10 protein-coding genes and 2 pseudogenes are annotated in these 12,104 nt (G+C 43.2%); 8 read left to right on the top strand and 4 right to left on the bottom strand.

The window, feature by feature from the left end:
* Window positions 1-12 precede the first annotated feature (12 nt).
* A complete protein-coding gene (locus NYR53_RS24985; protein WP_261301834.1) occupies window positions 13-1,311 on the top strand; it encodes an efflux RND transporter periplasmic adaptor subunit in 1,299 nt (432 codons plus the stop codon).
* 36 nt (window positions 1,312-1,347) lie between these two features.
* Window positions 1,348-3,060 carry a hypothetical protein gene (locus tag NYR53_RS24980; RefSeq protein ID WP_261301833.1) on the top strand — a complete coding sequence of 571 codons (1,713 nt, stop codon included), beginning with the start codon at window positions 1,348-1,350 and terminating at the stop codon, window positions 3,058-3,060.
* A 104-nt stretch (window positions 3,061-3,164) separates the two neighbouring features.
* Here the strand turns inward: NYR53_RS24980 and NYR53_RS24975 are convergent, their stop codons facing one another.
* On the bottom strand, window positions 3,165-4,064 hold the full coding sequence (locus tag NYR53_RS24975; RefSeq protein ID WP_261301832.1) for an AraC family transcriptional regulator: 900 nt from the start codon (window positions 4,062-4,064) through the stop codon (window positions 3,165-3,167).
* A 159-nt stretch (window positions 4,065-4,223) separates the two neighbouring features.
* Between NYR53_RS24975 and NYR53_RS24970 the strand changes: the two genes are divergently transcribed.
* A complete protein-coding gene (locus NYR53_RS24970) occupies window positions 4,224-5,066 on the top strand; it encodes a sugar phosphate isomerase/epimerase family protein (protein WP_261301831.1) in 843 nt (280 codons plus the stop codon).
* Between the two features lie 5 nt (window positions 5,067-5,071).
* Window positions 5,072-6,091 (top strand): Gfo/Idh/MocA family protein, encoded by a 1,020-nt coding sequence (locus NYR53_RS24965; RefSeq protein WP_261301830.1) that lies wholly within the window; start codon window positions 5,072-5,074, stop codon window positions 6,089-6,091.
* Window positions 6,092-6,151: 60 nt separating this feature from the next.
* Here the strand turns inward: NYR53_RS24965 and NYR53_RS24960 are convergent, their stop codons facing one another.
* A complete protein-coding gene (locus NYR53_RS24960; protein WP_261301829.1) occupies window positions 6,152-6,274 on the bottom strand; it encodes a hypothetical protein in 123 nt (40 codons plus the stop codon).
* A gap of 161 nt (window positions 6,275-6,435) precedes the next feature.
* Between NYR53_RS24960 and NYR53_RS24955 the strand changes: the two genes are divergently transcribed.
* The gene (locus NYR53_RS24955; RefSeq protein WP_261301828.1) at window positions 6,436-7,803 is read left to right on the top strand and encodes an MATE family efflux transporter; all 1,368 of its coding nucleotides are present in this window, start codon (window positions 6,436-6,438) and stop codon (window positions 7,801-7,803) included.
* A gap of 182 nt (window positions 7,804-7,985) precedes the next feature.
* Here NYR53_RS24955 and NYR53_RS24950 read toward each other — a convergent pair whose 3' ends face one another.
* A complete protein-coding gene (locus NYR53_RS24950) occupies window positions 7,986-8,750 on the bottom strand; it encodes a MerR family transcriptional regulator (RefSeq protein ID WP_261301827.1) in 765 nt (254 codons plus the stop codon).
* Between the two features lie 251 nt (window positions 8,751-9,001).
* On the opposite strand from NYR53_RS24950, the pseudogene NYR53_RS24945 reads away from it, so the two are divergent.
* A pseudogene (locus NYR53_RS24945) lies at window positions 9,002-9,346 on the top strand (helix-turn-helix domain-containing protein); the annotation flags it as partial.
* A gap of 2 nt (window positions 9,347-9,348) precedes the next feature.
* Here the strand turns inward: NYR53_RS24945 and NYR53_RS24940 are convergent.
* Window positions 9,349-9,802, bottom strand: a pseudogene (locus tag NYR53_RS24940) (amino acid permease); the annotation flags it as partial.
* Window positions 9,803-9,967: 165 nt separating this feature from the next.
* Here NYR53_RS24940 and NYR53_RS24935 point away from each other — a divergent pair.
* Window positions 9,968-11,074, top strand: a complete 1,107-nt coding sequence (locus tag NYR53_RS24935; RefSeq protein WP_261301826.1) for a threonine aldolase family protein — start codon at window positions 9,968-9,970, stop codon at window positions 11,072-11,074.
* A 98-nt stretch (window positions 11,075-11,172) separates the two neighbouring features.
* Window positions 11,173-12,054 carry an ATP-dependent DNA ligase gene (locus NYR53_RS24930; RefSeq protein ID WP_261301825.1) on the top strand — a complete coding sequence of 294 codons (882 nt, stop codon included), beginning with the start codon at window positions 11,173-11,175 and terminating at the stop codon, window positions 12,052-12,054.
* Window positions 12,055-12,104: the final 50 nt, after the last annotated feature.

Raw genomic sequence — 12,104 nt, 5'->3', positions numbered from 1 at the left:
GGAGGCACATAGATGATTAACGACAGTTCGCGGAAACGAAAATTTAAATCCCGTTCGATGGGGGTGATCGTGTTATTGACCGCAGCGGCGGTCTTGGCGTCAGCCTGTTCCGCTCCAGGCGCAAAAGGGGCAGCAACGGTACAGTTAGCACCAAGGGCGATTAAAACGGATGTCATAAAGAAGCAGAAAATTAGCAATCCGATCGAACAGGTTGCTGATGTAGCGGCAGGAACAACGCTTGATGTTGTAGCGAAAGCCAATGGGGAAGTAACGGAAGTATTGAAAAAACGTGGCGAGTATGTTGAGAAGGGTGAAGTTCTCTTCGTTATTGATAATAAAGATGCCTTATCTGCCAAAAGGAAAAGTGAGCTTTCTGTAAGAAGTGCCCAAGAATCCTTGCAGCAAGCAAAGGATAATAAAGTTAATAACCGCAAAGATCTGGCGGACAATGTAACTAGATCGCAAACGGCATTCCAGAATGCTGAGCAAGAATACAACAAAGTTCGTAATGAATACGACGCAGGTATTGCCGTTCAGCATCAGGTGGATCAATCCAAACAAGCTCTGGATAACGCCAAGATGAATCTAGATGCTGCACAGAGCAAGCTTTCAGCTTTTGATAACTCGGATTCTATCTCTTCTATTCAAACCCAGGCTGAATCCGCAAGCCTATCACTTGAAGATGCGACTCGCGCTTTAGAAAATTATCAAGTTAAAGCACCAGGTAACGGAGTTCTAACGGATTTCAACGTCGTGGTTGGGCAAACAGTAGCTGCTGCTGCAGGGAAAGTTGGGCAAGTTCAGCAGATTGATCCTATTAAAATCAAAACCGAGCTTACGGAAACGAATTTCCTACTTGTTAAAGGAAAGCAAGAACTCATTTACTATAATCCGGATTCGCCTGATAAAAAAGGAACAGCTAAAATTAGCTACTTGGCACCTATTATGAGTGCTGCAACAAAAACGTACACGTTAGAGCTGGAAGTTCCCAATAGTGATCATCTGCTGCAGCCTGGTAATCGATTCATGGTACAGCTTACGACTGAAACGGAAGAACAAGTGGTTGCTATTCCTACATTAAGCATCATACGTGAAGAGTCCGATACGTTCGTCTTTATTCAGCAAGGTGACCAATATCAGAAACGGAAAGTGAAGTTGGGACGCATTAACGGGGAAAATCAAGAAGTGATTGAAGGGGTCAAAGACGGTGAGAAATTGGTTACTGCCGGACAGAACACTTTGAAAGACGGACAAAAAGTAGATAGTGCTAGCACTGTGCCGCAGCCGACAACAACACCAGCAGCCAAATAGACATCAGCGAAACTTCACAATAAGGAGAGTACTTAGATGAAAAACAAACCATGGAAATCTAGTCTGACAGCTATCATGCTTGGAGCAATGATCGTTCAAGGAGGCACGGCCGCATGGGCGGCTGACCTCGCGGCACCTGTTGCCTCTGCACCAACGGTCAATTACGGATTGACACCTGATATCCGTGCCGCGATTAAAAGTGCATCCGTGACGCCAACGGCGTCAGGTTCACAACTAGCGGTTACTGTCCGCTTATATAACGGCGGTGCCGTGCAAAACCGAGTTCCCGAACACGAGCTTCGTGTTCAAACCGCTAATGGCGTTTCATATACATTGAAACCAAGTGCGAGTAATAAAGAAGCTTTGCAGCCCAAAGAAATCGGCGAGCTCGTATACATGACATCCATTGATAGCAAGGAAATTGGTCAAATTGAGCAGTTATCCTTCGTCAATGTGGATATCTATTCCTATCCAAAGGTTGAAACTACACTGCTAGCTATGCCTACTAAATCCGTATGGTATGGCGGTATGGGAAGTACAGCTTTGCAGAGCCTCGAAAATGCAGCATGGGGTCAGGCATTCACCATTCCTGGGGTTAATTCAGGACTGACGTATTCGACAGTAGAAGTTTCTATGCAAAATACGGCCTCAGGCCGCGCAGCTGTCGTGACGGTTTTGGCTAGTAATCCTGGAGCGGGGCGAGAAACGGTTCCTGCCTTCCGAATGGACGCACAGTCCGATCAGAAAAGCTATGAAGGCAAACGTTCCGAAGTAGACCCGGTAACCTTGGAGGCAGGTGAAAAGAAATACATTCATTTCGCAATTCCAGTGGAAAATGGTGTGACACTGTCTAATCTTCTCGTTTTATCGACGGATACGTTTGTGCCCAAAGGTGGAGGTCAAGCCAGTACGCTAGCAACAGGCAAACTAGCTATCGCATGGCCGAAAGAGCAAGGGAATTCGGCTGCAGCGCCTTACACGATAGGTCAACCGATCTCATTTGATGCTTTGACCAAAGTGGTTGATAAGTCGACAGAAGTGTCGCTCATGGAGCTTCATCTGCATGAGAATCCAGGCGAAGGCTACCAAACTGCGGTAGCTAAGTTCAAATTAACGAATACAAGTACGACGCCAACAGCAACGCCTGCTTTCCTATCGGAATTAGTGAATGCGCAGGGTGTTACTTATCAAGGATCTCGTCAGACGAATGTAGCGACGATGTTAAACCCTGGTTTAAGCTACGTGGTAAGCTACTCCTACATTGTGCCGCAAACCGAAGAGAGCACCAACTTCTCATTAAAGCTGCTCGATTCCGTGGCTGCTGCACCTTTTACAACGACGATTGCCGCTCTGCAAACGGATGTACAGAAGGAAGGAACGGATGCTAACATTTCCTTATATCCATTTGACCTGACATTCAATGATGTAACAGTGAGCACACAAACGACGGCTCAATTGGCGTATACGTATAAGTTCCGACTTGATCTGGACATTAAACAGAAAGAAAATGTCGTGGTTGACAACAACTTCTCGAAATTGAAATTTGAAATTGTTGATAATGCCGGACGTATTGTCGGTTCTAAGGATGCTTCTTTCACAGGTGTAAATAAACTAATCAGCGGGAAACAAATGCTGGATGCCACGAATATTACAACCGATCAATTCAGCTATCCATTCACTGTCAATGTCTATGAAACCATCGAAACGCCTAATGGAACGGCTAAGCGCTTGTTGAAAGTAATCAAATAAGAGCCAGTTGAACGAATGAAAAAAGAGAAGGCAAGATGATCTTGCTTTCTCTTTTTTATGTTTTCTTTCGATTGTAAGGGAAAGTTTCACCCATCTTTTCAAAGCTAAAGACGAGCTTTAACGGACTTTGCATAGTCGGATGGCGGCATGCCAACGGTTTTCTTGAAATCTCTTGAAAAATAGTGAATGCTGGCGTATCCCAACATAGCTGCAATCTCTGTGAAGTTATAACGGCCATCCCTAATATAGGTTTTGGCTTGTTCAATTTTGAGGGACTTGAAAGCTTCCAAGACGCCTGTTTGCATCTGGGATTGGAAAAGTTCCTTCAATCGACTTTTGCCCAAGTGAAACGTTTGGCATAAATGGTCTTGCGTGAAGGATTGAGAAAGATTGGCTTTCAAATAGTCCATTATTTGCTGAACAATTCGTTGTTCGGCTTTTTCTTTTTGAAGGGACGATTGTTTGTATTTCATCGAATCTGGCGTAGAAGCTTGCTCTTGATTCCGAATGAGTGTGATTAACAAAACCTCTAAATAGGATTTGATCATTTGTTCGCTGGCAAAAGGGGCATGCGGATTTCTTTCCAAATGATGAACGGTTGGTTTATCAAATGGGGGCAGGAACGCCTGAAACCCTTCTTGGATAATCAGGGATAGGATATTTCTTTCCCGGTCTCCTAAAGACAGAATCTTTTTCTCGAAAATAGCCATGGCTGGTGACGTGCATTCGAAGCAGATGACGATAAGGTTTGGCGGTGTATGTTCGTGTTTCACGCTAACCGTATGGAATTCCTCGGGTTTGTGAAAGATCATATTTCCTTGATGAAGGGTATGAATGTGATCATCGGCTCGAACTTCAACTTCCCCTTTGTCCACGTAAAGAATCTCCCAGAAGTCATGCTGTTCTCCGTCAAATACAAATCCCTTTGCATACTCGAAATAATGAAAAGAAAAGAGGGTTTGAATGGTAAGTGATTCCTGTAGTTGTATACTTGGGAAATCCATGCTGCTCGTCCTCTCTCAGGGTGGTTCTTGATCCAGACTCATTTTTAATCTCATTTTACCATATCCATTTTTGTAAAAGTGCAAATAAATCGGCTTTTTGGATAAATCTTATCGAACGTGGCTCTTTTATAATAGAGGGAAGAGACGGAGGAGATAACAATGAAAAAAGGGATCAATATTTGGTCATTTCCAGACTCCATGAAGGTAGAACAATGTATAGCTGTTGCCAAGAAAGCCGGATTCGACGGCATTGAGTTGGCTTTAAACGAGACTGGCGAATTAAGCTTGGAAAGTAAAGAAAGCGGAATCAAAGAATACCGTAAGATTGCAGAAGATCAGGGCATTGCGCTTTCGAGCTTAGCCAGTGGATTATACTGGACATATTCTTTAACAAGTGGACATGCACAAACGCGTCAGAAAGCGAAAGATATCGTCAAGAAACAATTGGAGAACGCTGCTATTCTAGGTGTTGATACGATATTGGTTGTGCCAGGTGCTGTTGGTGTTGATTTCATTCCGGATTCTGAAGTGGTTCCATATGATCAAGCCTATGACTTCGCCTTGGAAGCGTTTAATGAGCTTTCCGATGTTGCCCAATCATTGAAGGTTTCCATTGGTATAGAAAACGTATGGAACAAATTTCTGCTATCCCCGCTTGAAATGAGAGACTTTATTGATAAAATCAATTCGCCATATGTGGGCGCTTACTTTGATGTTGGGAATGTTTTATTTGCCGGTTATCCGGAGCATTGGATTTCCATTTTAAATAAACGTATCAAAAAAGTGCATTTCAAAGATTATCGCCGCGCCGCAGGAGGCCTGCATGGTTTTGTTGATCTTCTAGCCGGTGATGTGAATTATCCAGAAGTTATGAAAGCCCTTCAAGCCATCGGGTACGACGATTATGTCATTGCCGAAATGATTCCAGGTTATACGCATCATGGCGAACAGATTATTTACAATACATCGGGTGCTATGGATGCCATCTTAGGGAGGAAGTAATCAACATGCTAAGAATCGGATTAATTGGGTTAGGTTTTATGGGCAGGACTCATCTGGAGAATTACGTTCGTCTGGAGTCAGAAGGAGTTCCCATTCAAGTTGTGGCTTTGTGCGATATTGACAATGAAAAGCTTGAAGGCCGCGCGGCTGCAGGCAACATCGATACGGGTTCATCCGGAATTGACTTCGGTCGCTACAATAAATATACAAGTGTGACGGAAATGCTCGAGAAGGAACAGCTTGACTACGTGGATATTGCACTACCTACGTATCTACACAGAGACATAGCGGTTCAATGTTTGAATCATGGTCTTCATGTTATGTGTGAAAAACCGATGGCGCTGAATGCTGCGGAATGTAAAGATATGATTCAAGCAGCCGAAGCGAATGGAAAGCAGTTGATGATCGGTCAATGTTTGAGATTCTGGCCGGCTTATGTATACCTGAAGCAGGTCGTTGAAGAGAAAACATATGGGCAAGCACTTGGCGGTTACTTCTACCGCGGGGGAGCAACTCCGACTTGGGGACCATGGCTTACACAGAAGGAGAAAAGCGGCGGAGCACTCTTAGATATGCACGTTCATGATATTGATATGGTTCATTGGTTGTTCGGTAAGCCTGAATCCGTATCCTGTTTGGCACGAAATGTCGTTCCCGGCAGCGGATATGATGTGGTTTCTGCCAACTATCTGTATGAAGATGGCAAAGTCATCAATGCTCAAGCAGATTGGACGCTTGAAGGAGACTATGGCTTCGATATGCAGTTCCGAGTTAATTTTGAAAAAGGCAATGTTGTTTTCAAAGGTGATTCCTTACAAGTAAATGTAAATGAAGGAAAAGGATTCAGTCCTGAACTTTCCTCGGAAATGGGCTACTATAACGAACTTAAATATTTTATTGAGACATTACTTTCAGGTGAGAGTATTACCACAGCGACTCCATCCAGTACGATGGGAAGCATTGAAATTGCTGAGGCTGAAATCGAATCTGCGGACAACCGCGGTGCGTGGGTTAAGATGAAATAGCTTGCAGTTTATGAAAAACCTTGGAAATCGGAGCCGATTCCCAAGGTTTTTTTCTAGCTTTTAGTTGCCGGCATGTTTATTTGCATCATCAATACCGTTATTGCTACTATTATTGTTTTTGTTGTCTTCACTTGCTTTTTGACCTTTTTGTTGATTGGATTGATTTTTTTGTTTGTTCGACATTAGCCCACTTCCTTAGATATATTTAAAACCTTCATTATTGTGAGCAGTCTCAGGCATATTATTCAGGTGTAGTTAATGGACAATAATAGCATTTGACTGCAATCGCTTACGTATCCTACACTGAAATCATTTGAAATGAGAAAGTGTAGGGATTGAAAGACATGGAATCAATAGCATCTTGGAAAAAGCTTGGTCTATTCGCGGTCACATGGCCGATATTCGTTGATTCCGTCCTGCGGATGATGCTGGGAACGGCTGATGTATTTATGCTCAGTCTGATCTCAGATCAAGTGACAGGAGCAGTCGGCTTAGCGAACGAAATCATCGTTTTCTGCATTCTAATGTTTGGCTTCGTCGGGATTGGAACAAGTGTAGCAGTCGCACAAAATCTTGGTGCTGGCAGGGCGAAAGAAGCTAGCCGCATTTCAGCTCTCGCGATTACGATAAATTTGATCTTTGGAATTTTGATTAGCATTTTGTTGGTTACCTTTGGTGAATCACTGATGCGGTTAATGAATTTGGCGCCGGAGCAGGTAGAGATCGCTAAAAAGTATTTAAATATCATTGGCGCTTTTATATGGATTGAGGCGTTGTCCTATGCGATCTCATCTGTACTTCGTTCCAATGGTCAGACTAGAGACGTTATGTTTGTTACGTTGGGTGTGAATCTGATCCATGTAGCCGGTAACAGCCTTCTTATCTTTGGAAACCTTGGTTTTCCCGAGTGGGGAGTAACTGGGGCTGCTGTATCCACGGTGGTAAGCCGTCTTATTGGCCTTATCGTTCTGATTGTCATCTTGTATCGCCGTATTCCGGTACCGATTCGTTTGAAGCATTATGTCACCTTCGATAGCCGTATTGTGAAGCAAATCATGAGCATTGGCATTCCGTCAGCTGGCGAGCATCTGTCATGGCAGTCTCAGCATATGATGATCGTCAGTTTTATAAATATTATTGGTCAAGCGGCTTTGAGTACGCATATCTACATGATGAATATAACCAACTATTTCATGGCGCTAGCTATGGCAATAGGAATGGGGACGGAAATCATTGTCGGTCATATGGTGGGTGCTGGGGCTTTCAAGGCAGCCTATCATAAGTTAATTCGAAGCTTGCGAATTAGTCTTCTTGTGACCTTTGTGGTTGTGGGAATTGCTTCTATTTTCCGCAAGGATCTGATGGGACTATTCACCGACAATCCGGAAATTATTGCGATGGGTTCTAGTATTTTAATACTCTCCGTTCTCTTAGAGCCTGGCCGGACCTTCAATCTCGTTGTTATTAACTCCCTTCGTGCTGCTGGAGATGCGAGATTTCCCGTATTCATGGGGATTCTATCCATGTGGGGGATCGCAGTGCCGCTTGCATATTGGTTTGGCATTGTGATGAAAATGGGACTGCTTGGTGTGTGGGTCGCATTTGCGGTAGATGAGTGGGTGAGAGGGCTGCTCATGTATCTACGGTGGAAGAGCCGAGTATGGCAAAGTAAGGCCCTTGTGAAGCCAACTGTAGGAACAATCGCTAAGTAAGCATGCGTCCAAAATGTAAAGAAGCACAGGCCCTTTGAGGGCTCTGTGCTTCTTTAGTTGGAGTGACATGGCACAGGTCGCTGCTGGTGACTGGTGCAATACTAGTATATTCAGTTTCTTGTAAAAGAACTGGATGTTTAACAGAGATAATAGAAATAGTGCTAGTGTCCCATGCAATAGAATTACTTCTTCACACCAGTGTAGATATGAATGGCATCTCTTAGAAACTCAGCCGTACCGGGCTGCTTTTCATCATAGTAAGCCTTAAACCTTTCGTCATCCACATACATTTGGGCTAAACCAGCATGCGCTTCTTTACTGTATTCATTCCAGTGATAGCTTAACCACGTCTTATGCAAGCCCGCGGCTGCTTGAGCCAGATCGCTGGCAGGGTCCCCGGTTTTGAAAGCTTCCGCCAATGCAGCCATGACTTCATTCGCCAATCGAGTTACTTCGTCATGCTGCTCTTGTGTCATATTTTTTATTTTTTGGTTGGACTTATCTACGGTATCATCGCCATACTTCTCGCGTATTTCTTTCCCGTACTTTTCCTCGTTATCATCAATCATCTTTTGTTTGAAGCCCTCAAATTTCTCAGTATCTGTCATGGTCATTCTCCCTTCCGTAAAAGCAATTGTTTTTTCAACATTTGCAATCAGTACATCTAATTGTTTTCTTTTGTCGAGGAGTTGTTGATGGTGTTCTTTCAGGGCAGTGGCTCCATGGAAGGAAGGGGCTGTGACAATTTCTTTTATACTGTCCAGACTGACTCCTAGTTCTCTGTAGAACAGGATTTGCTGTAATCTATCCACTTCTGCTGGACCATAGATTCGATATCCTGACGAATTGATTCTTGCCGGCTTAAGAAGTTCAATCTCATCATAATATCGAAGCGTCCTGGTACTGACCCCAGCCAATTTACCCAGATGCTGCACGGTGTATTCCATCTGTTCACCTCCTGACAACATAACTGTACAGCTTTACGTAGCGTGAATGTCAAATGCTTTTTTGAAATTTGATGAACAGTATTCACAAACTCGTGACTTCAGTCGTGAGTTAGAAAACTTCGGATAGGGCGTGGCTTTGTCACGTCAACTATCCGACAGATGTTTAGGAAACGGGAACAAACAATCCATTTTAGCGAACATATGTTCTATAATGGATGTATATTCCAACACGAGAGGAGGCCGTTTTCACCATGCTGCATCACAAAGCTTACAAATTCCGCATTTTCCCAACGCCAGAACAAACAACACTCATTAACAAGACGATTGGATGCAGTCGCTTTGTGTTTAATCGTTTTCTAGCCCTATGGAACGACACATACAAAGAGACAGGTAAAGGTTTAAGTTATGGAGCATGCTCTTCTGAACTCACCAAACTAAAACAAGAAATAGACTGGTTGAACGAACCGGACAAATTTTCTCTGCAAAATGCACTGAGGAATTTGAGTGATGCGTACCATCGCTTTTTCAAAAAACAAAACGATGCGCCTAAGTTTAAGAGCAAGAAGAATCCTGTACAGTCTTACCAAACCAACTATATGCTCTGAGCGCTCGAATGTTTTCGTCCCGAGCAGGATAACACCCAGTCCAATGAAAGCGTAAACTGTTGCAAAAATCCACATAGGTATCGCTGGAAACCAGAATCGGGTAAAGAGAGACAAAGCTGTTAATTGACTCCCCATAATTAAAAGTTCTGAGCTCCAATAGACCCATCCGCTGCTAAAGCCTGCCCAACGTCCAAATGCTCTTTTGGCATATGCCCTAAAAGATCCTTGCTGCGGATCCGCCTGCGTCATTCGAGCCAAAACATCAAAGACCAAATAAGTGCCTAATGCTGCGAGAATGAACATGAAGATGACGGATCCGCCGCCCATTTTGATACCAATCCCCGAGCCTAAGTAGTAACCAGTACCAATGGTGCAGGCAACTCCAAGCAACGACAGCTGCCACCACTTCATAGTTCCTGATGTATTACTCTTTGCTTTTGTGGACATATAGCCTCCTAATGCCGTTCGTCTAGAAATAACAGCTTTTAGTTTAGCTTGACCATTGGTAAAATATACTTAGAGATTAGCCCATCTGAGCTGCTAGGTTAGTTTGATTATAAGTCACGGCCGTTGTTCCACCAAGTGAAATAATGACAATGGAGGTTTATACAAATGAGCAAGCATAATTCCTTACTAGAAGCGTTTAATCAAAGTATTTATCCAGTAGGTGGCCATAGTAAAAGAAACATTCAGATTTTGAAAGAGGTATTGAACGATATCGATGGGAATCTGGACAGTGATACTTATGGTTCGGGAAAACTTATCGACAATTTTCAAGAAGAAATGGCGACGTTCTTGGGTAAAGAAACTGCTGTCTTTTTCCCTAGCGGAACCATGGCTCAGCAAATTGCCTTAAGAATCTGGTGTGACAGGAAGGGCATTAAGAAAGTAGCTTATCATCCTTTGAGTCATCTGGAAATTCATGAAGAAGACGGGTTAAAAGAATTACACCACATTGAAACTATTTTGCTTGGGGATAAGGACAGACTAATCCGACTGGAAGATGTTCTCCAAATGCAAGACGATATAGCTTGTTTATTAATAGAATTACCACAACGTGAAATTGGCGGGCAGTTGCCGGACTACGAGGAGCTTGTTGCCATATGTTCGTATTGCCGTGAAAAAGGGATTAGACTGCATCTGGACGGAGCCAGACTGTACGAGATTCTACCTTATTATCAAAAGACAGCTGAAGAAATTTGTGAGCTTTTTGATAGTGTGTATATCTCTTTTTACAAAGGAATTGGCGGGATCGCAGGAGCTATCCTAGCAGGGGACGAAGCTTTTACAAAAGAGTCCAAAGTATGGAAAAGACGACATGGAGGCGATTTAATCAGCCTTTATCCGTATATCCTAAGTGCCAGCCATTATTTCAAACAGAGATTGCCTAAAATGAATCAGTATTATGAAGAAGCCAAAGTGCTTGCTGGCCACTATAATCAATGCCATGGTGTTGCGACAAAACCGTTAGAACCTGTGACTAACATGTTTCATGTACATGTTGATCTGCCGAAAGAAAAGTTTGAACCTATATTAGTAGCCATGTATGAGGATTCGGGTATTGGCTTAACCCACTATATAAGAGAGAGCAGCGAGACAACTTGTTGTTATGAAGTAACTATCGGTGATCGCTTTGCGAATATACCTAAAGATGAGCTTAAGAAAGCATTCCAGTTATTGGATGCGAAAATGAGAGAGGCAACCGGTGTGAGCGGCTGACAGATAACCCGCCTCTTGAGAGCTGTTTAGATCGGATACGATAGTGCCACACTGGTGTAATGGGGTGGTTAGACGTGCTATTTGAGCCAATAAAGCCAATGATTGTCAGTATCGGTAAAGAAGCATTTGATGACGAGAATTATTTATTTGAACCCAAATGGGACGGATGGCGAATCCTTATACACAAGCAGGGCAATCGCATTGAAGCTTTTACACGAAACGGTATGTTGATTTCCAGCAAATTTCCCGAATTAAAGGAAGCAGCAGCGGCAATCAAGGCTCATACAGCGATTTTTGACTGTGAGGGAATTGTTTTACGTGATGGCAGACCGGTCTTTGATGATTTTTCTTATCGGGGTCGGTTGAGTATTTCCGCAAAGATTAATCGCGCTGTAAACACTCATCCTGTTACTTTTGTTGTTTTCGATGTCCTTTACACAAATAGGGATCACTTGGATGAATCGTTGATGCAGCGAAAACAGCGGCTAGGCGACATCATCGATGCTACATCTGTTATCATGCCTACTATGTTCATAGATGGACAAGGTAAGGCGCTATTTGAGTTAATGAAAGAACGGAATATGGAAGGCATTGTAGCGAAGCGGAAAGATTCCAAATATCAACTGGATACCAAGAGTAACGACTGGCTGAAAGTGAAATATTTTAAATCGATTGATGTAGTTATTTTGGGGTATAGATCAAATCCGTTTGGCTTAGTAATCGGCTTGAATTTCAGAACGGTGAAGAATAAGGCGGTTGGTGTGGTTGAGTTTGGCTTTCAATCCGAAGATAAGCAAATGTTCTTACTGTTAGCTAAGCAATTGAACACGTTCGTGGAAGAGAAAACGCAGTGGATTGAACCACGCTTGTGCTGCAGGATTGACTATTTGGAGCGAACCGACACGCATCAATTAAGGACTACGGTGTTTCGTGGTTTTTTGCCGGATAAGAAGCCTGAGGAATGTAAATGGGAATCGTAAAAGAAGCTAATGGTAAATAAAGTATGCTAAAATAGGCTCAGGCCTAATCA

Source organism: Paenibacillus andongensis, assembly GCF_025369935.1.
GTDB classification, from domain to species: domain Bacteria; phylum Bacillota; class Bacilli; order Paenibacillales; family NBRC-103111; genus Paenibacillus_E; species Paenibacillus_E andongensis.
The sequence above is the reverse complement of the archived record's forward strand: the minus strand, read 5'-3'. Positions and strand labels throughout refer to the sequence as shown.

Excerpts from the sequence above, each read along its gene's own strand:
- NYR53_RS24985 (WP_261301834.1), top strand. The coding sequence starts at position 13 with ATGATTAACGACAGTTCGCGGAAACGAAAATTTAAATCCCGTTCGATG.
- NYR53_RS24950 (WP_261301827.1), bottom strand. The coding sequence starts at position 8,750 with ATGGAATACACCGTGCAGCATCTGGGTAAATTGGCTGGGGTCAGTACC.
- NYR53_RS24960 (WP_261301829.1), bottom strand. The coding sequence starts at position 6,274 with ATGTCGAACAAACAAAAAAATCAATCCAATCAACAAAAAGGTCAAAAA.
- NYR53_RS24955 (WP_261301828.1), top strand. The coding sequence starts at position 6,436 with ATGGAATCAATAGCATCTTGGAAAAAGCTTGGTCTATTCGCGGTCACA.
- NYR53_RS24935 (WP_261301826.1), top strand. The coding sequence starts at position 9,968 with ATGAGCAAGCATAATTCCTTACTAGAAGCGTTTAATCAAAGTATTTAT.
- NYR53_RS24980 (WP_261301833.1), top strand. The coding sequence starts at position 1,348 with ATGAAAAACAAACCATGGAAATCTAGTCTGACAGCTATCATGCTTGGA.
- NYR53_RS24965 (WP_261301830.1), top strand. The coding sequence starts at position 5,072 with ATGCTAAGAATCGGATTAATTGGGTTAGGTTTTATGGGCAGGACTCAT.
- NYR53_RS24975 (WP_261301832.1), bottom strand. The coding sequence starts at position 4,064 with ATGGATTTCCCAAGTATACAACTACAGGAATCACTTACCATTCAAACC.
- NYR53_RS24970 (WP_261301831.1), top strand. The coding sequence starts at position 4,224 with ATGAAAAAAGGGATCAATATTTGGTCATTTCCAGACTCCATGAAGGTA.
- NYR53_RS24930 (WP_261301825.1), top strand. The coding sequence starts at position 11,173 with ATGATTGTCAGTATCGGTAAAGAAGCATTTGATGACGAGAATTATTTA.